At 71.9% G+C, this 23,699-nt stretch carries 23 protein-coding genes; 6 read left to right on the top strand and 17 right to left on the bottom strand.

Features of this window, described 5'->3' with window-relative positions; all coding sequences use genetic code 11:
* Positions 1–70 precede the first annotated feature (70 nt).
* A complete protein-coding gene (locus OG223_RS28780) occupies positions 71–982 on the top strand; it encodes an ABC transporter ATP-binding protein (protein ID WP_329254654.1) in 912 nt (303 codons plus the stop codon).
* Positions 979–2,595 (top strand): ABC transporter permease, encoded by a 1,617-nt coding sequence (locus tag OG223_RS28775; protein WP_329254651.1) that lies wholly within the window; start codon positions 979–981, stop codon positions 2,593–2,595. The genes OG223_RS28780 and OG223_RS28775 overlap by 4 nt, the downstream gene beginning before the upstream one ends.
* A gap of 49 nt (positions 2,596–2,644) precedes the next feature.
* Here the strand turns inward: OG223_RS28775 and OG223_RS28770 are convergent, their stop codons facing one another.
* Positions 2,645–3,076 carry a hypothetical protein gene (locus OG223_RS28770; protein ID WP_329254648.1) on the bottom strand — a complete coding sequence of 144 codons (432 nt, stop codon included), beginning with the start codon at positions 3,074–3,076 and terminating at the stop codon, positions 2,645–2,647.
* 56 nt (positions 3,077–3,132) lie between these two features.
* Positions 3,133–4,596 (bottom strand): MFS transporter, encoded by a 1,464-nt coding sequence (locus OG223_RS28765; RefSeq protein WP_329254645.1) that lies wholly within the window; start codon positions 4,594–4,596, stop codon positions 3,133–3,135.
* An 88-nt stretch (positions 4,597–4,684) separates the two neighbouring features.
* On the opposite strand from OG223_RS28765, the gene OG223_RS28760 reads away from it, so the two are divergent.
* On the top strand, positions 4,685–5,242 hold the full coding sequence (locus OG223_RS28760) for a MarR family winged helix-turn-helix transcriptional regulator (protein ID WP_329254642.1): 558 nt from the start codon (positions 4,685–4,687) through the stop codon (positions 5,240–5,242).
* A gap of 54 nt (positions 5,243–5,296) precedes the next feature.
* Positions 5,297–5,521, top strand: coding sequence for a hypothetical protein (locus tag OG223_RS28755; RefSeq protein ID WP_329254639.1), 225 nt, complete (start codon positions 5,297–5,299; stop codon positions 5,519–5,521).
* A gap of 731 nt (positions 5,522–6,252) precedes the next feature.
* Here the strand turns inward: OG223_RS28755 and OG223_RS28750 are convergent.
* The 4 genes from OG223_RS28750 to OG223_RS28735 form a co-directional block, all read right to left on the bottom strand.
* Positions 6,253–7,476 carry a cytochrome P450 gene (locus OG223_RS28750; RefSeq protein WP_329254636.1) on the bottom strand — a complete coding sequence of 408 codons (1,224 nt, stop codon included), beginning with the start codon at positions 7,474–7,476 and terminating at the stop codon, positions 6,253–6,255.
* 140 nt (positions 7,477–7,616) lie between these two features.
* On the bottom strand, positions 7,617–8,285 hold the full coding sequence (locus OG223_RS28745; RefSeq protein WP_329254633.1) for a response regulator transcription factor: 669 nt from the start codon (positions 8,283–8,285) through the stop codon (positions 7,617–7,619).
* Positions 8,282–9,682: a sensor histidine kinase gene (locus tag OG223_RS28740; RefSeq protein WP_443073754.1), complete on the bottom strand. Its 1,401-nt coding sequence runs from the start codon at positions 9,680–9,682 to the stop codon at positions 8,282–8,284. Before OG223_RS28740 ends, OG223_RS28745 begins: the two co-directional genes overlap by 4 nt.
* Positions 9,683–9,788: 106 nt before the next feature.
* Complete coding sequence (locus OG223_RS28735) at positions 9,789–10,667, bottom strand: alpha/beta hydrolase family protein (protein WP_329254630.1); 879 nt, start codon at positions 10,665–10,667, stop codon at positions 9,789–9,791.
* A gap of 208 nt (positions 10,668–10,875) precedes the next feature.
* On the opposite strand from OG223_RS28735, the gene OG223_RS28730 reads away from it, so the two are divergent.
* Positions 10,876–11,532 (top strand): TetR/AcrR family transcriptional regulator, encoded by a 657-nt coding sequence (locus tag OG223_RS28730; protein ID WP_329254627.1) that lies wholly within the window; start codon positions 10,876–10,878, stop codon positions 11,530–11,532.
* A 15-nt stretch (positions 11,533–11,547) separates the two neighbouring features.
* Here the strand turns inward: OG223_RS28730 and kynU are convergent, their stop codons facing one another.
* The 11 genes from kynU to OG223_RS28675 all read right to left on the bottom strand — a co-directional run bounded on the left by kynU (position 11,548) and on the right by OG223_RS28675 (position 22,302).
* Positions 11,548–12,741, bottom strand: coding sequence for a kynureninase (kynU, locus tag OG223_RS28725; RefSeq protein WP_329254624.1), 1,194 nt, complete (start codon positions 12,739–12,741; stop codon positions 11,548–11,550).
* Positions 12,734–13,573, bottom strand: a complete 840-nt coding sequence (locus OG223_RS28720) for a tryptophan 2,3-dioxygenase family protein (protein WP_329254621.1) — start codon at positions 13,571–13,573, stop codon at positions 12,734–12,736. Before OG223_RS28720 ends, kynU begins: the two co-directional genes overlap by 8 nt.
* 154 nt (positions 13,574–13,727) lie before the next feature.
* Positions 13,728–14,141 (bottom strand): DUF3151 domain-containing protein, encoded by a 414-nt coding sequence (locus OG223_RS28715; protein WP_033284811.1) that lies wholly within the window; start codon positions 14,139–14,141, stop codon positions 13,728–13,730.
* A 39-nt stretch (positions 14,142–14,180) separates the two neighbouring features.
* Positions 14,181–15,659, bottom strand: coding sequence for an MFS transporter (locus OG223_RS28710; RefSeq protein ID WP_329254618.1), 1,479 nt, complete (start codon positions 15,657–15,659; stop codon positions 14,181–14,183).
* Between the two features lie 78 nt (positions 15,660–15,737).
* Positions 15,738–16,769: a class II fructose-bisphosphate aldolase gene (gene fbaA, locus OG223_RS28705; protein WP_329254615.1), complete on the bottom strand. Its 1,032-nt coding sequence runs from the start codon at positions 16,767–16,769 to the stop codon at positions 15,738–15,740.
* Positions 16,770–16,900: 131 nt separating this feature from the next.
* Entirely contained in the window at positions 16,901–17,449 is a 549-nt protein-coding gene (pyrE, locus tag OG223_RS28700) for an orotate phosphoribosyltransferase (protein ID WP_329254612.1), read from the bottom strand.
* Positions 17,450–17,480: 31 nt separating this feature from the next.
* Positions 17,481–18,269: an aldose epimerase family protein gene (locus OG223_RS28695; RefSeq protein WP_329254609.1), complete on the bottom strand. Its 789-nt coding sequence runs from the start codon at positions 18,267–18,269 to the stop codon at positions 17,481–17,483.
* 21 nt (positions 18,270–18,290) lie between these two features.
* Positions 18,291–19,082 (bottom strand): SRPBCC domain-containing protein, encoded by a 792-nt coding sequence (locus tag OG223_RS28690; RefSeq protein WP_443073753.1) that lies wholly within the window; start codon positions 19,080–19,082, stop codon positions 18,291–18,293.
* A gap of 116 nt (positions 19,083–19,198) precedes the next feature.
* On the bottom strand, positions 19,199–20,794 hold the full coding sequence (locus OG223_RS28685; RefSeq protein WP_329254603.1) for a polyamine aminopropyltransferase: 1,596 nt from the start codon (positions 20,792–20,794) through the stop codon (positions 19,199–19,201).
* Positions 20,795–20,886: 92 nt separating this feature from the next.
* Positions 20,887–21,429 (bottom strand): DUF2617 family protein, encoded by a 543-nt coding sequence (locus tag OG223_RS28680; RefSeq protein ID WP_329254600.1) that lies wholly within the window; start codon positions 21,427–21,429, stop codon positions 20,887–20,889.
* Positions 21,430–21,993: 564 nt separating this feature from the next.
* Positions 21,994–22,302: a hypothetical protein gene (locus OG223_RS28675; protein ID WP_329254597.1), complete on the bottom strand. Its 309-nt coding sequence runs from the start codon at positions 22,300–22,302 to the stop codon at positions 21,994–21,996.
* Positions 22,303–22,431: 129 nt separating this feature from the next.
* Between OG223_RS28675 and OG223_RS28670 the strand changes: the two genes are divergently transcribed.
* Positions 22,432–23,637 (top strand): pyridoxal phosphate-dependent aminotransferase, encoded by a 1,206-nt coding sequence (locus tag OG223_RS28670; RefSeq protein WP_329254594.1) that lies wholly within the window; start codon positions 22,432–22,434, stop codon positions 23,635–23,637.
* The last annotated feature ends 62 nt before the right edge of the window (positions 23,638–23,699 follow it).

Here is a 23,699-nt window from a genome sequence, read left to right as displayed (position 1 = left end):
CCCACCCTACCCGCGCTTCACACAGTTCCTTAACTTCACAAATTTCTGAACGTAGCGTACGTTCGGCTCCATGACGAAGGCAATCACCGTCTCCGGGCTGCACAAGTCGTTCGGCAGGACACAAGCCCTCGCGGGCCTCGACCTGGACGTCGAGACCGGCGAGGTGCACGGCTTCCTCGGCCCCAACGGCTCCGGCAAGTCCACGACCATCCGCGTCCTGCTCGGCCTGCTGCACGCCGACTCGGGCGCCGCCCAGCTCCTGGGCCAGAACCCCTGGACGGACGCCGTCGAACTGCACCGCCGGGTCGCCTACGTCCCCGGCGACGTGACGCTGTGGCGCAACCTCTCCGGCGGCGAAGTCATCGATCTCTACGGCACGTTGCGCGGCGGCCTCGACAAGTCCCGCCGCGCCGACCTGATCGACCGCTTCGAACTCGACCCCACCAAAAAGGGCCGCACGTACTCCAAGGGCAACCGCCAGAAGGTCGCCCTGGTCGCCGCGTTCGCCTCGGACGTCGACCTGCTGATCCTGGACGAACCGACCTCGGGACTCGACCCCCTGATGGAGGAGGTCTTCCAGCGCTGCGTGGAGGAGGAGCGCGACCGGGGCCGGACGATCCTGCTCTCCTCCCACATCCTCAGCGAGGTGGAGGAGTTGTGCGACCGGGTGAGCATCATCCGCAAGGGCCGCACGGTGGAGAGCGGTTCGCTGGCCGACCTGCGCCACCTCACCCGCACCAGCGTGAGCGCCGAACTGGTGGGCGCGCCCAACGGGTTGGCGGCCCTGCCCGGCGTGCACGACCTCGCCATCCAGCAAATTCAGAACAGCCAGGGCACGCGCGTCCGCCTCCAGGTGGAGACGGACCAACTCAACGCCGTACTGCGGTCGTTGACCGAGTCGGGCGTACGCTCCCTGACCTCGAAGCCGCCGACGCTGGAGGAACTGTTCCTGCGCCACTACCAGGAGCAGGAGGCGGAATGACGACCGCCACGTTCCCCGCACGCACCGGCACCGGTACCGGCGCCGCGCGCCAACTGGCGGGCACCGGCGCCCTCTTGCGCTTCAACCTGCGCCGCGACCGGGTGGTGGTCCCGACCTGGGTGGCGGTGACGGCCCTGCTGGTGCTGTCCCTCCCCGGCTCGCTGCGCAGCGTCTACTCCACGCCCGCCGAACGCGCCGACCTCGCCCGCCAGATGCTCGCCAACAGCTCGCTGCGCGCCACCTACGGCCCGGTGTTCAGCGACTCCCTCGGCGGCCTCACCGCATGGCGCATCGGCGGCTACGCGGCGATCCTCGCCGGGATCATGAGCCTGATCGTCGTCGTACGGCATACGCGTGACGAGGAGGAGAGCGGCCGGCAGGAACTCGTCTCGTCGGCGATGGTGGGCCGCCGCGCCCCACTGACGGCGGCGCTGCTGACGGCGTTCGTCGCCAACTCCGCGCTGGCGCTGCTGATCACGGCCGGGTTGGCAGGGCAGGGGTCGGCGGGAGCCCTGGCGCTCGGCCTCGGCATCGGCGGCGTGGGCATGGTGTTCGCGACGCTGGCGGCGATCGTCGCGCAGTTCACGGACAGCGGGAGACTGGCGAAGGGCCTGACCGGCGGCCTGGTGGGAACGGCGTTCGTCCTGCGAGCGGCAGGCGACGCGACGACCAACGACGCTTCCTCCCCACTGACTTGGCTCTCCCCCATCGGCTGGCTGGAGAACCTGCGCCCGTTCGCGTCCGAACGCTGGTGGGTCCTGGCCCTGTTCGCGGCGGCGGCTCTCGTACAGGGCCTGGCCGCCTACGAGTTGGCGGGCCGCCGGGACGTCGGCATGAGCTTCCTGCCGGCCCGCCCCGGCCCGGCCCACGGCCGCCTCGGCACGGCGGCCGCCCTGGCCTGGCGACTGCAACGGGGGGCCGTCCTGGGCTGGAGCCTGGGCTTCTTCGCGGCGGGGGTCGCCTTCGGCGGCATCACGAAGGGCGCGGCGGACCTCGTCGGAGACAACACCAAGACCCGCGAGATCATCGAGCGGATGGGCGGCCAGTCGGGCATCGAGAACGCGTTCCTGGCCACGATGGTCGGCCTGTTCGGCATGCTGGCCGCCCTGTACGCGGTCTCCTCGGTCCTACGACTGCACAGCGAGGAGACCGGCGGGCGCGCCGAACCGATCCTGGCGAACGCGGTGGGCCGCCTGCGCTGGGCGGCCGGCCATCTGGCGATCGCCTTCGGGGGCGCGCTCCTGATCATGCTCCTGAGCGGCCTGGGCCTGACCCTCGGCTACGGCGCCGCCCCGGGCCCGATCCTGGCGGCCACCCTGGTCCAACTCCCGGCGATCTGGACCCTGGCCGCCCTGACGGTCCTGCTCCACGGCCTCTCCGCACGCCTGGCCCCCCTCTCCTGGGCAGCGGCCGGCCTGACCCTCCTCCTCGGCTGGATCGGCCCCGCGCTGAACCTCCCCCAGGCGGTCCTGGACCTCTCCCCCTTCGGCCACGTGCCGAAGCTCCCTGGGGGCGACATGACGTGGGGACCGGTGGTGGTCCTCACGGGGATCGCGGTGGTGTTGACGGGGGTCGGGCTGGCGGGGTTGAGGAGACGGGACCTGAGTACGTGAGGGAGCCGTCGGCGGCCGTGCGGCCAGGTCAGTGGTCAGTGGTCAGTGGTCAGGCCGCGTCGAGCGCTGCCGTGATCTTCCGGATCATCGCCGCCTCGGCGGGTCCGGCGGCGCCCTTGTGGGCGCGGGACGCCGCGTCCACGACCGTGGTGACGGTGGCGCGGAAGTTCGCCGCCTCGGCCGGTGCCTTCGCCTTGAGGAGGGTCATCGAGTCGGTCAGTGCGGTGAAGACCCGGTCGGCCAGGTCGGCGGTCGAACTGGCGCCCAGGTCGAGGCCCTTGGCCTTCTCGGCCAGGACCCGGCCGACCAGCCCGGTCGCGGTGGACAGGGCCTTGCCGCCGGCCGTCCCGGAGCGGGTGGAGGAGATCGGGCCGGGGTCGGCCGCCGCCATCAGGGAGACGACGCCGTGGGCCGCGGTCTGGAGGGTGAGCTTCGCGTCGGCGGTGAGGGCGGGGGTGGCGTTCTCGGTGTTCTTGGACATGAGGGGGTCTCTATCGTTCCGTGGACGAGCGTCAACTGCCGTACGGCACAGGCCTGTCAGAGGGCGGGCTCGGCCTGGTTGCCGACCGCCTTGCGGGGCAGGGTCAGGCACAGCACCGCGCACAGCAGATACGCGCCGATGGCCCAGGGACCCGCGTGGACGATCGCGTCGGTGAGCCCCTTGTCCGCGTGGGAGAAGAACGCGTTGCCGATGACCGCGACCCCGAGCGCCCCGCCGAACTGCTGGGCCGTGGACAGGATTCCGGAAGCGCCGCCCGCCAACTCGCCCGGCACGGTGCTCAGGATCGTGTTCACCAGCGGGATGATCAGGAAGATCAGGCCGACACCCGCAAGGAACAGGCCCGGGACCAACGGCCAGGCGCCGGTGTGCAGTTGGGCCGAGTTCTGGGCCTGGTGCCGGACCCAGAACAGGCCGCCCGCCATCACCAGCGCGCCCAGGATCAGCACCCCGCGGCCGAACCTGGCGACCAGCGGGTCGACCGCGGGGGCGGCCAGGATCGAACCCGCGCTGAAGGCGACCATCAGCAGACCGGCACCGGTCGGGGTGTAGCCCTGGCCGGACTGCAGCCAGACGGTGAAGACCAGGAAGAAGCCGGACATGCCGCCGTAGAAGAGGAGTTGGATCAGCAGGCCGGCGCTGAAGGCGGGTTTCTTGAACAGGTCCGTGGGGAGGAGGGGGTGTTCGAGGCCTCGCTTCTTCTCCGAGACCGTCAGGGCGACGATCGCGAGGACGCCCGCGGCCAGGCATGTCCAGCCCCACAGCGGCCAGTTGTTGGAGCGGCCCTGGACCAGCGGCAGCACGATCGCGACCAGGCCCGCGGCGAGGACGACATTGCCGAGGACGTCGATACGGCCGCTGAAGGCGTGGTCCTTCGAGGCCGGGATCCACTTCACGCCCAGGACCAGGACGAGGGCGGCCAGCGGGAGGTTGATGACGAAGATGGTGCGCCAGCCCCAGCCGAACAGGTCCCAGTCGGTCAGTACGCCGCCGAGCAGCACGCCCACGGCCGTCGAGATGCCGGCGATCGCGCCGTACAGGGCGAACGCCTTGCCGCGTTCCTCGCCGTCGAACATCGTGCGGAACGAGGCGAGGATCTGCGGCATGATCACGGCCGCGGCCACCCCCTGGAGGCCGCGCGAGGCGACGAGCACCCCGGCCGAGGTCGCCAGCGCGCTGGCCAGGCTCGTCAGCGCGAACGCGGTGACGCCGAGCAGGAACAGTCGCTTGCGGCCGTAGCGGTCGCCGAGGTGCCCGGCGATGATCAGCGTGGCGGCGAAGCCGAGCATGTACGCCGACACCGTCCACTGGAGGTCGGCGGGGGTGGCCTTGAGGCCCTTGCCGATGGAGGGCAGCGCGGTGTTCACGATCGATCCGTCGATCATGTCCAGCAGCGCCGCGAGGATCATCACGAACGCCGCCGCCCACCGTTGGGGATAGGGCACCGGCCCGCCGCCGCCGTCAGCGGCTACGTTCGTCGTGTCGGTCGTGCTGGACGACATGGCGTTGACTCCTCAGTTCAGCTTGACTTTCATATATCTTGGCTTTCAAGTCAATTACTGATGGCTACGATGCGGGGAGATATCTCGAATGTCAAGCGGAATGGACTCGGAGGAGTTGGAGGACGGCCCGGGGTCGGTGGAAGCGCGGCTCGGGGCGGCCGTGCAGGGCTATCAGAGCGCCGTCGACGACTTCGACCGTGAGCTGGCCCGTCTGATGGGCGTCAACGAGACCGACCTCCGCTGTCTGGAGATCCTTCTCTCGGTGCCGGAGATCACCCCGCGCGAGCTGAGCCGGCAGCTCGGGCTCACCACCGGGAGCGTCACCACGATGCTCGACCGGCTGGAGAAACTCGCCTACCTCACCCGCACCCCGCACCCCGACGACCGGCGCAAGACCCTGATCCGCGTCACCCCCGAGGCCGCCCGGCGGGCCTACGGCCTGATCGGACCGTTCATCGAGGACGCCACCCGGCGGGTGCGCGGGCGCTACACCCCCGAGCAGTTGGAGCTGGTCATCGACTACCTCGCCTTCACCCGCGACATCCAGCAGGAGCACGTCGAACGGCTGAGGGAGATGCCCGCGTCGCGCGCGACACGGACCGGCGGACGGCAGTCGCCGGGGCCGCGGGGCGGGGCGGCGAGGTAGACCGGCGACCTGAACCGGGAACCCCGCGACCGCCCGTCCGCGTCCGTCCCTGGCATGGGACAACGCACGCAGGCCGCCGCCGGATGTCTGACCATGGCGCTCGGCGCGGGCGCGGGGCTCGCGCTCTGGTCCGTCGACGTCCGCACCCGCCTCTGGCGCTTCGAGGCGGCCCCCGACTGGAGCGTCCTCTACGCCGAACTGCCGCTCGCCGTGCTCGGCGGGCTGGCGGTGGGGGCCGTGTCATGGGCCCTGGTCAGCCGGATCAGGGCGCGGGGTTGAGCTGGTCGGGGTGCGGGGCTGAACTGGTCCGACCGCGAGGCTGAACCGGTCCGGCCGCGGCGCTGAAGCTGTCCGACCGCGGGGCTGAGCTGGTCGGGCCGCGGGACTGAACCGTTCCGGCCGCGGCGCTGAGCTGATCCGACCGCAGCGCTGAGCCGGTCTGACCGCGGCGCTGAGCCGTTCCAGCCGCGAAGCTGAGCCTGTCCGACCGCGAGGCTGGACTGGTCCGGCCGCGGCGCTGAGCCGGTCCGACCGCAGGACTGAACCGTTCCAGCCACGGCGCTGAGCCAGTCCGACCGCAGGACTGAGCCGGTCCGACAGCGGCGCTGAGCCAGTCCGGCCGCGGGACTGAGCCGGTCGGGCCGCGGGGCCGAGCCGGTCCGGCTGCGGCGCTGAGCCAGTCCGACCGCGAGGCTGAGCCGGTCGGGCCGCGGGGCCGAGCCGGTCCGGCCGCGAGACTGAGCCTGTCCGACCGCGCCGCTGAGCTGATCCGGCCGCGAGGCCGAGCTGATCCGACCGCAGGACTGAACCGTTCCAGCCGCGGCGCTGAGCTGATCCGACAGCGGCGCTGAGCCGGTCCAGCCGCGAGGCTGAGCTGATCCGGCCGCGAGGCAACGGGGCGACGGACGCGCCCGCCCATCGATCCGGCCTCGCTCCGAGGCTCAGCCCACCTCGGCGCTCACCCCCACCTCTACGCTCAGCCCACCTCGACGCTCACGCCACCTCTCCGCTCAACCCACCTCGACGCTCAGCCCCTCCAGCCCCCGGATCACGAAGTTCGGCTTGCGGTCCGGGTCCGTTGCGAGCGTCAGCGTCGGGGCCCGCTCCAGCAACGCCCGCATGGACGCGGCCAGTTCGATGCGGGCCAGGGGTGCGCCGATGCAGTAGTGGATGCCCGCGCTGAAGCTGATGTGCGGGTTGTCCGCGCGGGTGAGGTCCAGGCGCTCGGGGGACGCGAAGACCTCCGGGTCGTGGTTCGCGGAGCCGAACAGCATCGCGATCTCCGCGCCGCGCGGGATCGTCGTACCGTCGATCTCGATCTCGTCCAGCACCCACCGCTCGAAGAGCTGGAGCGGGGTGTCGTAGCGCATCAACTCCTCTACGGCGGACGGGATCAGGGAGTGGTCCGCGCGCAGGGCCGCCAACTGGGCCGGGTTGCGGAACAGCGCCCACCAGCCGTTCACCGTGGCGTTCACCGTCGCCTCGTGGCCCGCGTTCAGCAGCAGTACGGCGGTGGAGATCAGCTCCTGTTCGGTGAGGCGGTCGTCGGCCTCGTCGTGGGCCGCGATCATGCCGGAGACGAGGTCGTCGCCCGGGTCCTTGCGGCGGGCCGCGATCAATTCGCGCAGATAGGAAGAGAATTCGTTCGAGGCGCGGACCGCTCTCGCCGCCGTGTCCTCGGACGGGCTCAGTTCGTACATCCCGCAGATGTCCGCCGACCAGGGGCGGAGCGGGGCGCGGTCCGACTCCGGGATGCCGAGCATCTCCGCGATCACGGCCACCGGGAGCGGTTCGGCCACGTCCGTCAGCAGGTCGCCGCCGCCCTTCGTCACCAGACCGTCCACCAGCTCGCCCGCCAACCGGCTGACGTACGGCTTGAGTTGCTCGACCGTGCGGGGAGTGAACGCCTTCGAGACCAGGCGCCGGATGCGGGTGTGGTCCGGGGGCTCCAGGTCGAGCATCCCGTGGTCGTTGAGGGTGTGGAAGGGCTCGTGCTCGGGCGGGGGTGCCGTACGGCCGAAGTCCTCGTGGGTGAAGCGGTGTTGATAGGTGCGGCCGAGGCGGCGGTCGCGGAGGAGTGCCGAGACGTCCGCGTGGCGGGGGACGAGCCACTGGTCGGTGGGCGCGTAGTACGTGACCCGGCCCCGGTCGCGCAGCTCGGCGTAGGCGGGGTACGGGTCGGACACGAACGCCGGGTCCCAGGGGTCGAAGGCGAGGTCGTCAGCAGCAGCCATGGACGGACGCTAACCGGTGGACGCGCTGCTGACCAGGGGCGACATGAGGTGACCTGGGGTGTCCCGGGGGTGGAACCCAACCGTCCGCCGCTGATCGACGTCCCCTCGAAGCCCGCCCGCACCCGGCGAAAGACCCGTCCCTAGCCCGGTCGCACCAGCCTCGCCTCGTACGCGAACACCGCCGCCTGCGTCCGGTCCCGCAGTCCCAACTTCACCAGAATCCGGCTGACATGGGTCTTGATCGTCGACTCGGCGACCACCAGCCGCTCGGCGATCTCCCCGTTCGACAGGCCCTGCGCGATGAGGACCAGCACCTCCGTCTCGCGCTCGGTCAGGTCGCCGTACGTCCCCTGGTGCGCGGCCGGCATCAGGCGGGGTGTCTCGGACAGTTTCGAGAACTCCGTGATCAGCCGTCGGGTGACGGAGGGGGCGAGCAGTGCCTCGCCGGCCGCCACCACCCGTACCCCGTCGGCGAGTTGGCGTGCCGAGGCGTCCTTGAGGAGGAAGCCGGAGGCTCCCGCCCGCAGCGCCTGGTACACGTACTCGTCGAGGTCGAAGGTGGTGAGCACCAGCACCTTCGCCGCGCTGTCCGCGGCGACGATCTCCCGGGTCGCCTCGATCCCGTTCATCTCCGGCATGCGGATGTCCATCAGCACGACGTCCGGGGCCAGTTCACGCACCCGCTCGACCGCGTCGCGCCCGTTCACCGCCTCGCCGACGACCTCGATGTCCGGCATCGCGCCCAACAGGACCGAGAAGCCCTCGCGCACCATCATCTGGTCGTCCGCGATCAGTACGCGGATGGTCATACGTCTCCTTCGCCCGCACCCGGCGCCGGTTCGCGCGCACCGGTGACCGGCTCGCCCGTACTCGGGACCGGCAGGAACACCGTCACCTCGTAGCCGCCGTCGGCCGTCGGGACCGCCGTCATCTCGCCGTTCAGCATGGAGACCCGCTCCCGCATCCCGGTGATGCCGTGTCCCGCGCCGGGCGAGGGCTTCACCAGGCTGGGCTCGGGCGCCGGGCCGTTGACCACGCGCAGGCCCAGCCCGCCCAGCACATAGCCGATATCGACCTGGGCACTGGCGCCGGGCGCGTGCCGCAGGGTGTTGCTCAGCGCCTCCTGCACGATGCGGTACGCCGACAGCTCGACGCCCTGCGGGAGTTCACGCACCGCGCCCGTCACCGCCTTGTCGACGCTCAGGCCGGCGTCGCGCACATTGGCGAGCAGGGCGTCCATGTCGGCGAGGGTGGGCTGCGGGGCGTCGGGCGCCTCGTAGTCCTCCGCGCGGACCACGCCCAGGACCCGGCGCAGCTCGGTCAGGGCCGCCACCGCGTTCTCCCTGATCGTGACGAACGCGCGCTCCAGCTCCGGCGGCGGGTTCTCCACGCGGTAGGGCGCGGCCTCCGCCTGGATGGCGACCACCGACATGTGGTGGGCCACCACGTCGTGCAGCTCGCGGGCGATCGTCGTGCGCTCCTCCAGCAGCGTGCGCCGGGAGCGTTCGTGCGCCGTCACGGTCTGCTGGGCGGTGACCTCCTGCTCGGCGTCGTGGCGGATGTGCCGGACGGTGACACCGAGCAGGACCAGGGCGGAGAGGAACGCCATCTGCGCGCTGTTCGAGCCGAAGGCGTGGCCGCCGGCGACGGTGGCGGCGCCGATGCCGTAGACCACCGTCAGCGCCCACATCCAGGCGGCCGTGCGCGGTCGGGTGCGTATCGCCACGATCGTGAGCACGCACAGGTGGCAGACGAAGCTGCCGGTCCGCCACGGCCACTCGTCGTCGAACTCGGTCGCCAGGGCGGTGGCGACCGGGGTCGCGGCCATGGACAGCCAGAACGCGCCGACCGGCCGCACCATGGTCAGCAGCACCGGCACCAGGGCGAGCAGGCCGAGGATCACGTTGCTGCCCGAGCCGCGGGCCTCGTCGTTCGTCGCGACGAACATCGCGAGCAGGCCGGCCGCGGTGATCAGGGCGTGCGGGCTCCAGGCCGCGTACTCCCGCAGCCGCCCCTTCAGATGCCGGGCCAGCGGACCGTCGGCGGTGGAGCGGGGCAACGGACGGTAGGCGAAGACGTCGTGGAACAGGTCCTGCCGCAGCCCGCGCAGGGCGTCCGCGGCCAGCCGGAACTCCGGGCTGCGCGGCTGGTACGCCTCGTACGCGCTGTCCTCTGGCATCGTCTGCGTCTGGCTCGTATCGGTCACGCTCAAAACGGTAGGCGGCGGGGCGGTGGCCGTCGTCACCTGTGAGAAGGGTCCTGGGGCGTCCGTCTCAAGTACTACGGGTGTGACCGGGGCGGGTGCGGGGCGCTCACCACGCCAACTGTGCGATCTCCTCCGCCACCACCGCGCACGCGTCCGCCGCCGGGTCGATCAGCGGGAAGTGGCCGACGTCCTCCAGCAGCGTGAGGCCGACGACCTCGCCCGACTTCGCCGCCGCGTCCGCGTAGGACTCGGCGACCGCCTGGGGGACGACGTCGTCGGCGCGGCCCTGGACCAGGGTGGTCGCGATGCCGGTGGGGAGCAGGAGCGTGGGGTCGGCGTACGGCAGCCGCTCGGCGAACTTGGCTCCCCCGCCGAGGAGTTGACCGGCCGCTCCGCCGCACACGGCGAGTTTCTCGGCGACCGTGAAGTCGGCGATCGGGGCGAGGGCGACCACACCGCGCAGCGCGGCGGGGGCGTCGGTGCGCCAGGGGGCGTCCTTCGGGAGGACGTGCCGGGCCGCGGCCCACAGCGCGAGATGGCCGCCGGCCGAGTGCCCGGTGACGACCGTGCGGCGCGGATCGGCCTGCGGCAGCGCCTCCCGGACGAGCGCGGGGAGCGCGTCGAGCGCCGCCGCGACATCGTCGAAGGTGTCGGGCCAGCGCCCCGCGACCGGGCCCCCGGCAGCGCCCTCCGCGGGACTCCCGGCCCCCCGCCGGTACTCCACGTTGGCCACCGCGAACCCCCGTCGGGCCAGGAAGTCCGCGAACGGGGTGATGTGCCCGCGGTCGTACGGTGCGCGCCACGCGCCCCCGTGCAGGACCACGACCAGGGGTGCGGCCTCGCCCGGCACGCGTTCGCCGCGCGGGACGTAGAAGTCGATCACCTGGTCCGGGTGGTCGCCGTACGCGGCGGTGCTGTCGGGGTCGACGGCGGGGTGCGAGAAGGCCGACTCCTCTTCTGCGGCACGTGCGGCGTCGTCCGGCATGCTCCAACCTCTCAGCGACGAAACGGATTTGGACAGTTCGGATGTGGCGGATCTGGAGTGATTACGACCGTTGGCGGGACGCTACCAGGCCGATGACGTGGGCGGACACGCGGATGTCACGCTGGGTGAGGGTTAAACGGTTCTGCTGTTTCGTTACGCTGACGCCGTGTCCATCACGGCAGCTCATCGGCACCCTCAGGAGCCCGTCATGTCCGCCGAACCCGAACCGGAACCCGGCAGGCTGCGCCCCGGTGGCCGCACGGCACGCGTCCGTACGGCCGTGCTGCGGGCCACGGGTGACGTGCTGGCCGAGCAGGGCGTCGACCGGCTCGACCTCTCGGACGTAGCCCGGCGGGCGGAGGTCGGCAAGACCACGGTGTACCGGCGCTGGGGTTCGGTGACCGCGCTGGTCGCGGACCTCCTCGTCGACATGGCCGAACAGCCGCTGCCCCGCGAGGAGACGGGCTCGCTCCTCGGCGACCTGCGCGCCAACGCCCTGCTGGTGCAGCGCACGCTCGCCGACCCCCGGCAGGGCGCCCTGTTCCGCGCCGTCATCGCCGCCGCGACCTGCGACGCCCGTACGGCCGAGGCCCTGCGCCACTTCTACGCGGTGCGGGCCGCCGAGTGGGCGCCCTGCGTCGAACTCGCCGTGGCGCGCGGGGAGTTGCCCGCCGGCACCGATGCCTCCCAGGTCGTACGGGCCGTGTCGGCACCCCTCTACTACGAGTTGCTGACCACCGGGACCGCCCCGGACGCCCCCGCCGCGGAGCGGGCCGCGCTCGCCGCGCGGGCCGCCGCCGTGGCAGGGGTGTACGTCACCGGTGTCACCGCCGAACTAACCGCTTCGGTTCCCTACAGCGGTTAGGCCGAGGTACAGCTTCTAGCGGGTCACGTCTCCCAGCACCCGCGCCGCCCGCTCCACGTCCCCGAACCCGACGTACAACGGCGTGAATCCGAACCGCAGGACGTCCGGATGCCGGAAGTCGCCGACCACGCCCCGCTCGATCAGCCGCTTCATCACGTCCCCGGCGTCCGCACATCGCAGCGCGACCTGGCTCCCCCGCTCGGCATGAGCCGCCGGAGTCACCGACTCCACCCGCCCCGCCGGGACGTACGACGCCACGCACTCCAGGAAGAAGTCCGTCAGGGCAAGGGACTTGGCGCGCACCGCCTCGATCGAGACGCCGGCGCCGTCCCACACCTCCAGGGCGGCTTCGAGAGCGAGCATGGAGAGGATGTCCGGAGTGCCGACCCGCCCGCGCAACGCGCCCGCCGCCGGTTCGTAGCCGGGCCGCATGCCGAAGGGCTCGGCGTGCGAGTTCCAGCCGGGCAGCGGGGAGTCGAAGCGGTCCTGGAGACCGGCGCGCACATACAGATACGCCGGTGAACCCGGGCCGCCGTTCAGGTACTTGTAGGTGCAGCCGACCGCGAGGTCCACGCCGTGCTCGTCGAGATCGACCGGCAGGGCGCCCGCGCTGTGGCACAGGTCCCAGACGACCACGGCACCCGCCGCGTGCACGGCGGCCGTGAGCGCCGGCAGGTCGTGCAGCCGGCCGGTGCGGTAGTCGACGTGGTTGAGGAGCACCGCCGCCGTACGGTCGCCGAGCGCGCCCGGCACCTCGGCCGGAGCCACCGGCCGCAGCGTGCACCCGGTCATCCGGGCCGCCGACTCGGCGATGTACCCGTCCGTGGGAAAGGTCGTGGCGTCGACGACGATCTCGTCCCGCCCCGAGCCGTCCGCCATCCGCACCGCCGCCACAAGTGCCTTGAAGACATTGACACTGGTGGAGTCGCCGACGACGATCTGCCCGGCCGCGGCCCCGACCAGCGGAGCGATCCGGTCGCCGATCCGCTCCGGCGCGGTCCACCAGCCGCTCTCGTCCCAGGAGCGGATGCGCAGCTCGCCCCACTGCCGCCGGACGACGTCCTCGACCCGGCCGGGGACGGAGGCCGGCAGCGCGCCGAGCGAGTTCCCGTCCAGGTAGACCACACCGTCGAGGACGAACTGCGCCCGGGCGCCCGCCAGTTCATCGGCGGCGTCCAACTTCTCCGCTTTCACCACGAGTTCAGACATGGGATCGCGCCGTCCACAGCTCGGGGAACACGTTCTTCTGCGCGCGCTTCTCCAGCCAGGCCACTCCGGCGGAGCCGCCGGTCCCGGTCTTCGCGCCCATCGCGCGCCGGGTGGCGACGAGATGGTCGTTGCGCCATCGCCACACCAGCTCGGCGACATCGGTCAACGCCTCGCCGAGCCGGGCGAGTTCATCGCCGACGTCACCGGAGTAGAGGGCGGTCCACACCTCCTCCACCGCTTCCGACGGCTCGTACCGCAGCGACACGTCACGCGCGAGCACGGCCTCCGGGACCGCGTGCCCCCGCCGGTCGAGAAGCCTCAACACCTCGTCGTAGAGGCTCGGTTCGTGCAGGGCCTTCTCCAACTCGGCGTGCACGCGCGGCGCTCCGCGGTGCGGGACGAGCATGGACGCGGACTTCTCGCCGAGCAGGAACTCCATCCGGCGGTACATCGCGGACTGGAAGCCGGAGCCCTCGCCGAGGGCGGCACGGTAGGAGTTGAACTGCGCCGGCGTGAGCTGGCCGAGGGGCCGCCACGAGGCGTTCAGCGCGTCGAGTTCCCGTACGGAACGCTTCAGCGCGTCGATCGCGACCGGCACCCGGTCCTCGCGCAGGGCCCGCGCGGCGGTCTCCCACTCGTGGACGATGACGGTGAACCACAGCTCCATGACCTGGGTGGTGACCAGGAAGACCATCTCGCCGGGGTCGTCGGAGCGGGTGTGCTGGAGGTGGGTGAGGACGTCGGCCTGGACGTAGTCCTCGTACGGGGTCGTCCCCTGGAAGTCGAGATGCGGGGCCTCGGGCTCCTGTGCCTGCTGAGCCGGTTGGGACATCGCTGTCTCCTGATGCGTACTCCGGGTAGCGGTCCGCCCCTGCCGAATTCCGACACGGGGGCCCCGGTCCCCACCGGGCATCCTCCCCAATCGTCCCCCGAGACCGCAAGGTCCGCCTGGTCACACCAGGCGGACCCGCATCACCGATCCCGGGCTAGCCCAGCGTCTGGGCCGCCGTGGGCGAGGAGTCCTTCAGGAACTGGCTGCACCGCGCGTACTCCTCCTGCTCCCCGATGGCCTGCGCGGCCCGGGCGAGGGCGTGCAGCGCCCGCAGGAACCCACGGTTCGGCTCGTGCTCCCAGGGCACCGGTCCGTGCCCCTTCCAGCCGTTCCGCCGCAGCGAGTCGAGCCCGCGGTGGTAGCCCGTACGCGCATAGGCGTACGACTCCACGACGCTGCCCCGCTCGAACGCGTCGTCGGCCAGCAGGGCCCAGGCCAGCGAGGAGGTCGGGTACTTGGCGGCGACATCGGCGGGCGTCGCACCACTCGCGAGGAGGTCGCGGGGCCCGGGGTCTTCGGGGAGGTGGGTCGGGGGCGGTCCCCCGAGGAGGTTCTCGTGAATCGTCATGGGTTCCAGTCTCCCCCAGGGGCGGCCATTACCCGGCATCTACCCCGCCTCCAGCCGCCCCTTCCCCAACCGTGGCTCCAGCGGCGGCGCCGTGATCGAGCCGTGGGTGAGGCACTCGGGGCGGCGGCAGTCCGGGGCCGGGCGTCGTACCGTCGCGAAGGCCAGCACCGACCCCACCACCAGCACCCCCGCGCACCACAACATCGCCCGGTCGAAGGCATGGTCGAAGGCCGATGCCGAGCGGTACGCCTCCGAGCCCATTCCCGCGAGCAGCGGCAGCGCGGCGATCGCGATGAGGCCGGCCGCGCGGGCCGCCGCGTTGTTGATGCCGCTGGCCAGGCCCGCGCGAGCCGTGTCGACGGAGGCCAGGACCGTGGCCGTGAGGGGGGCGACCAGGACGACCATGCCGGCGCCCATCACGAGGAGGGCCGGTACGACGTCGACGAGGTACGAGGCGTCCGGGCCGACGCGCAGCATCATCAGCATCGCCGCCGCGCACAGCAGGGGGCCGACCGTGAGGGGGATGCGGGGGCCGATGCGCTGGGCCAGTTCGCCGGAGCGGGCCGAGAACAGGAGCATGAGGGCGGTCGTGGGGAGCAGCGCCGTGCCGGCCTCCAGCGCCGAATAGCCTGCCACTACCTGGAGTTGGAGCGCGGTGAGGAAGAAGAAGCCGCCGAAGGCCGCGTAGACGCAGAGCGTGACCAGGTTGACCGCCGTGAACTGGCGCGACGCGAAGATGTCCGGCGGCATCATCGGGTCGGCGCTGCGCTTCTCGACGTAGACGAACGCGACGCCCGCGGCCACGCCCGCGACGGCGGTGACGATCACGACGGGCAGTGAGCCGTCGCCCGCCTCGATCAGCGCGTAGGTGACGAGGGCGAGGGCGATCGCGCCCAGTGCCGCGCCCAGGATGTCGAAGCGGCCGTGGGTGCGGCCGTCCGCCGACTCGGGGACGTGGCGTACGGCGATGGGGGCGCACACCAGCGCCATCGGGACGTTGATCAGGAACACCCAGCGCCAGCCGGGGCCGTCCACCAGCCAGCCGCCCAGGAACGGGCCGATCGCCGCGCCGACGCCGCCGAAGCCGGACCACAGGCCGACCGCCCTGGCCCGGTCGTCGGGGTGGAAGGAGGCCTGGATGAGGGCGAGGGAGCCCGGGGTGAGGAGCGCGCCGCCGACGCCCTGGAGCGCGCGGGCGGCGATCAGGACCCCGGCGCTGGGGGCCAGGCCGCACAGCAGCGAGGCCGCCGCGAACCACACCACGCCCAGGACGAAGATCTTGCGGCGGCCGTAGCGGTCGCCCAGGGAACCGCCGAGGAGGATCAGCCCGGCCAGCGTCAGCATGTACGCGTTGACCGTCCACTGGAGCGCGGCCAGGTCGGCGTTCAGATCGCGGCCGATGCGGGGCAGGGCGACATTGACGACGGTGGAGTCCACCATGGCCATGCTGGAGCCGAGGACCGTGGTCAGCAGGATCCACTTGCCCTGGGGCGAGGCGAGCCGGACGTCGGAGGACATGCCCCAGGTATACAACGAGCCCGGTGCCGTAGCACCGGGCTCGCGAAAGGCGGTCGTGAACAGACGCCTCGGAAGGACTTACTTGATCTTCGTGCCCGTCGAGCGCAGGTTCGCGCACGCCTCGGTGACGCGCTCGGCCATCGACGCCTCGGCGAGCTTGCCCCAGGTCCGCGGGTCGTAGGTCTTCTTGGAGCCGACCTCGCCGTCGACCTTCAGGACACCGTCGTAGTTCTTCAGCATGTGGTCCGCGACCGGGCGCGTGAACGCGTACTGGGTGTCGGTGTCGAGGTTCATCTTCACCACGCCGTTCTCCAGCGCGGTGGCGATCTCCTCCGCCGTGGAGCCGGAGCCGCCGTGGAAGACGAAGTTGAACGGCTTGCTGCCGGCCGGCTGACCGTACTTCGCGGCCACACCCTCGTTGAGCTGCTTGAGCAGCTCGGGGCGGAGCACGACGTTGCCCGGCTTGTACACGCCGTGCACGTTGCCGAACGACGCGGCCAGCAGGTAGCGGCCCTTCTCACCGAGGCCGAGCGCCTCGACCGTACGGATCGCGTCCTCGACCGTGGTGTAGAGGGAGTCGTTGATCTCGTGCGAGACACCGTCCTCCTCGCCGCCGGTCGGGGTGATCTCCACCTCGAGGATGATCTTCGCGGCGGCGGCGCGGGCCAGCAGCTCCTGCGCGATGGCGAGGTTGTCGGCGAGGGTCTCCGCCGAGCCGTCCCACATGTGGGACTGGAACAGCGGGTTGCCGCCGGCCTTGACGCGCTCCTCGGAGACGGCGATCAGCGGGCGGACGTAGCCGTCGAGCTTGTCCTTGGGGCAGTGGTCCGTGTGCAGCGCGACCGTGACCGGGTACTTCTCGGCGACGATGTGCGCGAACTCGGCCAGCGCCACGGAGCCCGTGACCATCTCCTTGGCGTACTGGCCGCCCAGGAACTCGGCGCCACCCGTGGAGATCTGGACGATGCCGTCGCTCTCGGCCTCCGCGAAGCCGCGCAGCGCAGCGTGCAGGGTCTGGGTCGAGGTCACATTGATGGCCGGGTAGGCGAACTTGCCTGCCTTCGCCCGGTCGAGCATCTCGTTGTAGACCTCGGGGGTTGCGATGGGCATGGTCCGCTCCTTGGTATCTGCGGGTTGGCGATCTTCGCGATCTGCGTACTACGGCCCTGACCTAGACCTTGGGTGCGACGTCATCGTCGGCCCCATCTTTCCAGACGCGGCCGGATGCCAAGCGCGGGCGGTCAGTCCAGGCCCAACTCGTCCTTGGAGTAGGCGAAGAGATACGGCACTCCCGCACCCGCCTCGATCTTCTCGGCCGCACCGGTCGCCCGGTCCACGATGGTCGCGACGCCGACGACCTCGGCACCGGCCGCGCGCACCGCCTCGACCGCGGTGAGCGGGGAGTCGCCGGTGGTGGAGGTGTCCTCGACGACCAGCACCCGGCGGCCCTTGATCTCGGGGCCCTCCACCTGGCGCTGCATGCCGTGCGCCTTCGCGGCCTTGCGCACGACGAAGGCGTCCAGCTTCTTTCCGCGCGCGGCGGCGGCGTGCAGCATCGACGTGGCGACCGGGTCGGCGCCCATGGTCAGCCCGCCGACCGCGTCGAAGTCGAGGTCGGCGGTCAGGTCCAGCAGCACCTGCCCGACGAGCGGGGCGGCCTCGCCGTCGAGGGTGACGCGGCGGAGGTCGATGTAGTAATCGGCCTCCAGCCCCGACGACAGGGTCACCTTGCCGTGCACCACGGCCTTGTCCTTGATCTGCTGCAGCACCACGCCGCGTACGTCCGTCATGCCTGCCAGCTTAGAGGCGATGCCCGCGGGCTCAGAGGCGCGTCCAGGTCCAGGTCGTCGTGGCCTCCAGCGGCTCGATCGGGGTGACCAGGCGCGGCAGGGTGTTCAGGCCGTTCGGCGGACCGGTCTGCGGTTCCACGCAGACGGCGGCCTCCTGCTCGTCGTAGACGACGACCCACTGCTCCGGGCTCGTCACCTTCAACTCCAGTTGTCCCGGCCAGGTGAGCGTCACGTCCACGCCGTCCGGCATGCCGAAGCAGTCGTCCCAGGGTCCGGGCTTCACGTCGACACGGTTGCCGGTGGGCAGGTGGTCCTCGCCGCGCTCCTCCTGCCAGGCGGGGCTGAAGTCGACGCGCACGTCCTCGCCGCCGAGGTTGCGGTGGAACCACGGGTGCCAGCCGATCTGCGCCGGGAACGAGTCGCCGTACGCCTCGATCGCCATGGTGAGCGTCAGGGCGTCGGCGGTCAGCGCGACGGCCTGGGTGACGCGGCCCGGGAAGGGCCACGGCTCGACCAGGTCGTACGTGATGACCGCCTCGTCGGCCGTCCGGCGGGCGGTGCGCCAGGCGCCGTCGCGGACAGTGCCGTGGATGGCGTGCGGCGGGGAGTTGAGCGGCATCTGGTGGACGGTCCCGCCGTCCCGGAACCGGCCCTCGCGGATCCGGCCGCACCAGGGGACCATCGGGAAGCACCCGAACCGCTCGCCCTGGCGCAGGAGTTCGGTGCCGCCGACACGGAGCCCTCCGATACGGCCGCCGTTGCCGGGCTGCACCGTCACTTCCGCGTCGCCCGCGGTCAGCGTGATCTCTTCGTTACTCACGGCACGACCCTACTGGGCGGATCAACGGCGCTTGCGCAGCACCCTGTTCACCACGATCGCCGACGCCAGGACCAGCGCGGCGGCGGGCGCCGCCCAGCGGAGCGTGGCGTTCGCCGAGACGGTCTGGGGCGCGGGGACGGGGGCGTACCGGCCGCGCGGCGGCGCGTGGTCGACCTCCTCCGCGCTGCGGCCGATCATCGTGCGGCGGGCGTGCGCGGCCTCGGCGGGGGGTTCGGGGGTCTCGGCGAAGGTCTCGGTGACGTGGAGTTCCTCGATCGGGGCCGCCGTCAGGTCCACGTCCGAGTCGTCCAGATCTACGTCGTCTGCGGCTACGTCGTCCGCGGCTACGTCATCGCCGGCATCCGTGACTTCTGCCTGGTCCGGCTCCTCCGCCGGGTCCGTGTCCGCCTCCGCCCCCAGGTTCTCCGCGAAGCGGTCCAGCAGCCTGGTCGCCGCCGCCCGTACCGCGTCCGGCGCCAGTTCGGTGATCCGGCCGGCCACCGTCGCCGTACCGTCGAAGGTGAGGGTGGAGCCGCCGTCCGTCTCCCGGACGCGCAGGCCGAGGGCGAGTTTCACGGAACCGGTGCCGCGGGCCTCCGTCGCGTCGCCCTCGATGGCGTACGTGCCGTCGTCCTGCGCGGAGACGCGGACGGACCCCCGGTAGGTGATGGAGTGACTGCCGACGCGGACCTTCAGGCGCCCGGCGACGGGTTCGGTGCCGGCGTCCTGCTGGAGGCCGGGGACGGCGCGGGCCACCCGGACGGGGTCGCCCAGCGCGGATCGCATCCGCTCGGGTGTAACCGGAACGTGCACCTCATGCTCCATGCTTGCCGAGCCTACCTAGGTTGGGCGGGGCTACACCTGTCGTTGCCCTTAAGTGCTGGTGTGTTTGGTGCGGGCGTTCGCGGGGGCCGCCGCCCCCCACTTCCTCAGTACCGCGGATGCACCAACGTGGAAGCCGCCACCCCCGGCACCCACATCCGCTCCGCCGCCCGTTCCTCCCCCTCCAGCCCCACCTCCGCGGGCACCACCCCCCGCGCCGCCAGCACGAACCCCCAGTCCCGCGGAGCCCCGGACGTCCCGGTCGTCCGATCGGGCCCCGCCGCGAAGCCGGAGGCCCGCCCGCCGACCCGATAGGGCACGGTGTGGAGTCCGGCCGCGCGCATCGTCGAGACCACCGTCCAGAAGACATGGCGCCGGGACGCGACCGGACCCGCGTGCACGACCAGCCGGCCCCGCTCGGTGAGGGCACGGCGGGCGAGGCCGTAGAACTCCTGGGAGTACAGCTTCGTGCTGGCGGTGATGCCGGGGTCGGGGAGATCGGCGATCACCACGTCGTACGTGCCCGGGCGGACCGCGCGCAGCAGGTCGAAGGCGTCGCCCGTGGTGACATGGACGCGCGGGTCGTCGTAGACGTGGTCGTTGAGGGCGGACAGGGCGGGGTCGTGGCGGGCCAACCGGACGACGCCCGCGTCGAGTTCGACGATGTCGACGCGGCGCACGCCCCGCTGGCGGAGCACCTCGCGGGCGGCGAGGCCGTCACCGCCGCCGAGGACGAGCACGCGCGCGTGGGGGCCGTCCATCGCGGGGTGGACGAGGGCCTCGTGGTAGCGGTGCTCGTCGCGGCCGCTGACCCGGAGGCGGCCGTCGAGGAAGAGGTTGAGGGGCCGGCCGTGGGTGCCGCCGGTGAGGACGACCTCCTGGACGTCGGTCTGGAGGGCGACGCGGACGTCCTTGCCGTAGACGGCCTGCCGTGCGGCCCGTTCGAAGTCGTCGACCAGGACGGCGGCGGAGGCGAGCAGGCCGAGGACGGTGAGGTTGGTGATCACCAGGAGCCAGCGGCAGCGGCGGCTCAGGTCGCGGCGGAACAGGCCCAGGACCAGACAGCCGCCGGCGACCACGTTGACCGTGCCGGTGAGCAGGGTGCCGGTGAGCTGGCCGAGGAAGGGGAGGAGCAGGAAGGGGAAGGCGAGGCCGCCGACGAGCGCGCCGACGTAGTCCGCCGCGAACAGGTCGGCCACCGCGCCGCCCGCGTCCTGGCGGCGGATCCGCTGGATCAGCTCCATCAACAACGGGACTTCCGCGCCGATCAGCAGCCCGATCGCGAGGGAGAAGGCGACCAGCAGACAGCGCGGGCCCTGCGCCCACAGGCCGCCCCAGTTCCCGGTCCAGGCGAAGACCGCGTACAACGCCATCGCGCTGCACCCGCCGATCAGCGCGAGGGCCGCCTCGACCGCGCCGAAACCGGCCGCCGCGTGCCAGCGCAGGCGCTTCGCGGCGAGCGAGCCGATGCCCATTGCGAACACCATCACGGACAGGACGACGGACGCCTGGGTGACCGAGTCGCCGATCAAGTACGAGGCGAGCGCGACGAGTTCGAGTTCGTACACGAGTCCGCAGGCCGCGCAGACGAAGACCCCCGCGAGCACCAGGAACCGGCCCGTGCCCGGCCGTACGGGCAGCCGCGCGGGGCCTGCCCACGGTGGCTGGGTACCCGGCCGGGCCGGCGCGTGCGGTTCGATCACGCTGCGACGTTACGTCACATGAAGGGCACGCTTCGTCACCCACACGTGTGGAATGTGTTTACGGCGACCGGAGTCGGTGTCGGCCCCACGGCTCATACCGGAGACGGCACGGCGTGCCCCACCGGCACCGGCACCCGCACCCCCACCCGGGTCCGTGTCGCCACCAACTGCCCGTCCTGCGGATAGGCGTGCCAGGTGCGCCAGTGCACCTGGCCCTCGTGCCGCTGGGCGAGCATCGCGGTGAAGGCGTGCGGGCTGCCGGGGAAGACCCCCGCCAGGCCGTTGGGATGGTCGGCGACCAGGGCCAGCAGTTCCTGGGCGCGGCCCGCGAACTGCCCCGGGGACAGCACCTCGACCCGGGCCGCGAACTCGTACTCCCAGTCGCCGATCCGTTTGGCGACCCCGAGCGGCAGCGGTGTGCTGGAACCCGGGATGCACGCGACCGTCTCCGAACAGCAGCCCCGCGCCTCGTCCAGGAGTACCTGGTGGGACGCGCCGAGCAGTCTCAACTGGAGCTTCGCACCGGCGAGTTCGAGATCGAGTGTGGCCAGGGCGGGAAGCGGCTCGCGCCCCAGGGTCCAGGCGAGGTCGGCCGCGCGCGTGTCGGTGTAGGAGGTCTTCAGGGTCGTGAGCATGGATCGGCTCCGCTAGCACGCAAAGAAAGGGGAGGTGTGGGGGTCTGGCACACCCCGGCCGACACCGGGGCATCGGCCCGGTCGGCCCAGTAAGGAGAAGGTGTCTGCAGGCGCCCGAAGGGTTGCGTTGGGGCTGCGTCGGTGTTTTAGAGGGAATCATGAGCGGTGGCGCCACCACAGCGTTTTTACCCAACTTCGTGGGGTTTCCATCCCTCAGGGGGCTGCACAGCTCAACTGTTCAACGAAGGCGTACGCCCAGGCGTGTAAGGCGCGCGCCGGGGCGCCCGCCGGGAGCGATCTCCCGACGAGCGCCTCGACCCCGGGCAGGGCCCCTTGCAAGGCTCCTTACGGGGCCCCTTCCGCGGTGCTCAGCCGCCCCGTGCCGGCTGTCACCGCGTCCGCTCGGTTGCCCCCGGCCGACCTTTCTCGGTCGGCTCCTGCCGGCTTCGCGGTCGGCCCCTGCCGGGCCTTCTCGGTTGCCCCCGCCGGCCCGCTCAGTTGCTCCCGCCGCTCCGCTCGGTCGCCCCCTGCCGACCCTTCTCTGTCGGCCCCCGCCGGCCCCGCTCAGTTGCCCCCGCCGCAGCCGCCCCCGCCCCCGCCCCCGCAGGACGAGCCGCCGCCGCACGACGACCCGCCCCCGCAGGACGAGTGCCCGCCGCCGCAGGAGTGGTGACCGCCACCGTGGTGACCCCCGCCCGAGGACGACGAACCACCGTCCCCGGCCCACCAACTGCTCGTACCGGCCGCCGTTCCACCGCTGCGGAGCCCGGCCCCACGACCCGACCCCTTGCCGATCCTGCTCTTGCGCCCCGCGCGGACGATCGCCGTGACGAAGAAGACCGCGATCACCGCCAGGATGACGAAGAAGAACATGACGTCACCCTCCTTCCGATTCCCCCGAAGCGGCCCCCCGTGGGCGCCTCGTGTGGTGCGTGACACAGGGATGCCCGGCCGTCTCACGTGCCAAAGCAGAGTTGAGGAAGTCCAGAGCTTGGGCGCAGGATGACGGGCATGACCTCCACCGCACGCCCCCTCCTCAACCGCCGGCTCGCCGAGTTCGGGACGACGATCTTCGCCGAGATGTCCGCCCTGGCCCTGAAGACCGGGTCGATCAACCTCGGCCAGGGTTTCCCCGACACGGACGGCCCCGAGGAGATCCGCGAGGCGGCGGTCCGCGCCCTGCGCGACGGACGCGGCAACCAGTACCCGCCGGGCCCCGGCGTCCCCGAACTGCGCACCGCGATCGCCGCCCACCAGGAGCGCCGCTACGGCCTCTCCTACGACCCCGACGCCGAGGTCCTGGTCACGGCGGGCGCGACGGAGGCCATCGCCGCGGCCCTGCTGGCCCTGGTGGAGCCCGGCGACGAGGTCATCGCGTTCGAGCCGTACTACGACTCCTACGCGGCCTGCATCGCGATGGCGGGCGGCACCCGCGTACCGGTCACCCTGCGCCCGCACGAAGGGTCGTTCCGCCTCGACCTCGACGAACTGCGCGCCGCCGTCACCGACCGCACCCGCCTCCTCCTCATCAACACCCCGCACAACCCGACCGGCACCGTCCTCACCCGCGAGGAACTCGCCGCGATCGCCGAACTCGCCGTAGAACGCGATCTGTTGGTGATCACGGACGAGGTGTACGAGCACCTGGTGTTCGACGCGGCCGAGCACATTCCGCTGGTGACGTTCCCGGGGATGCGGGAGCGGACGGTGTCGATCGGTTCGGCGGGCAAGACGTTCTCGTTCACGGGCTGGAAGGTCGGGTGGGTCACCGCGACGGCACCGCTGGTCACGGCCGTGCGCTCGGCGAAGCAGTTCCTGACGTATGTGGCGTCGGGCCCGTTCCAGTACGCGGTCGCGGAGGCGCTGGCCCTCCCCGACTCCTACTTCGACGCCTTCCGCGCGGACATGCTGGCCAAGCGGGACGTCCTGGCGACGGGCCTGGCGGAGGCGGGCTTCGAGGTCTTCCGCCCGGCGGGCACGTACTTCATCACGACGGACATCCGCCCCCTGGGCCCCGAGCTCTCCCAAAACGGCGACGGCTTCGCCTTCTGCCGCGCCCTGCCGGAACTCGCCGGGGTCGTCGCCATCCCGAACGCGGTCTTCTACGACCACCGGGAGGAGGGCGCGCCCTTCGTGCGGTTCGCGTTCTGCAAGAAGGTGGGCGTGCTGGAGGAGGCGGTGGACCGGCTCAAGAAACTGGCCGGCTGAGCGGTACGACAACGGCGCCCGTCCACAGGCTGTGGACGGGCGCCGTTACGTTCACACAGGTC

Source organism: Streptomyces sp. NBC_01478, from assembly GCF_036227225.1.
Lineage (GTDB): Bacteria > Actinomycetota > Actinomycetes > Streptomycetales > Streptomycetaceae > Streptomyces.
The sequence above is the reverse complement of the archived record's forward strand: the minus strand, read 5'-3'. Positions and strand labels throughout refer to the sequence as shown.

Coding starts and splice junctions, on each gene's coding strand:
- OG223_RS28780 (WP_329254654.1), top strand. CDS start 71: ATGACGAAGGCAATCACCGTCTCCGGGCTGCACAAGTCGTTCGGCAGG.
- OG223_RS28775 (WP_329254651.1), top strand. CDS start 979: ATGACGACCGCCACGTTCCCCGCACGCACCGGCACCGGTACCGGCGCC.
- OG223_RS28770 (WP_329254648.1), bottom strand. CDS start 3,076: ATGTCCAAGAACACCGAGAACGCCACCCCCGCCCTCACCGCCGACGCG.
- OG223_RS28765 (WP_329254645.1), bottom strand. CDS start 4,596: ATGTCGTCCAGCACGACCGACACGACGAACGTAGCCGCTGACGGCGGC.
- OG223_RS28760 (WP_329254642.1), top strand. CDS start 4,685: ATGTCAAGCGGAATGGACTCGGAGGAGTTGGAGGACGGCCCGGGGTCG.
- OG223_RS28755 (WP_329254639.1), top strand. CDS start 5,297: ATGGGACAACGCACGCAGGCCGCCGCCGGATGTCTGACCATGGCGCTC.
- OG223_RS28750 (WP_329254636.1), bottom strand. CDS start 7,476: ATGGCTGCTGCTGACGACCTCGCCTTCGACCCCTGGGACCCGGCGTTC.
- OG223_RS28745 (WP_329254633.1), bottom strand. CDS start 8,285: ATGACCATCCGCGTACTGATCGCGGACGACCAGATGATGGTGCGCGAG.
- OG223_RS28735 (WP_329254630.1), bottom strand. CDS start 10,667: ATGCCGGACGACGCCGCACGTGCCGCAGAAGAGGAGTCGGCCTTCTCG.
- OG223_RS28730 (WP_329254627.1), top strand. CDS start 10,876: ATGTCCGCCGAACCCGAACCGGAACCCGGCAGGCTGCGCCCCGGTGGC.
- kynU (WP_329254624.1), bottom strand. CDS start 12,741: ATGTCTGAACTCGTGGTGAAAGCGGAGAAGTTGGACGCCGCCGATGAA.
- OG223_RS28720 (WP_329254621.1), bottom strand. CDS start 13,573: ATGTCCCAACCGGCTCAGCAGGCACAGGAGCCCGAGGCCCCGCATCTC.
- OG223_RS28715 (WP_033284811.1), bottom strand. CDS start 14,141: ATGACGATTCACGAGAACCTCCTCGGGGGACCGCCCCCGACCCACCTC.
- OG223_RS28710 (WP_329254618.1), bottom strand. CDS start 15,659: ATGTCCTCCGACGTCCGGCTCGCCTCGCCCCAGGGCAAGTGGATCCTG.
- fbaA (WP_329254615.1), bottom strand. CDS start 16,769: ATGCCCATCGCAACCCCCGAGGTCTACAACGAGATGCTCGACCGGGCG.
- pyrE (WP_329254612.1), bottom strand. CDS start 17,449: ATGACGGACGTACGCGGCGTGGTGCTGCAGCAGATCAAGGACAAGGCC.
- OG223_RS28680 (WP_329254600.1), bottom strand. CDS start 21,429: ATGCTCACGACCCTGAAGACCTCCTACACCGACACGCGCGCGGCCGAC.
- OG223_RS28675 (WP_329254597.1), bottom strand. CDS start 22,302: ATGTTCTTCTTCGTCATCCTGGCGGTGATCGCGGTCTTCTTCGTCACG.
- OG223_RS28670 (WP_329254594.1), top strand. CDS start 22,432: ATGACGGGCATGACCTCCACCGCACGCCCCCTCCTCAACCGCCGGCTC.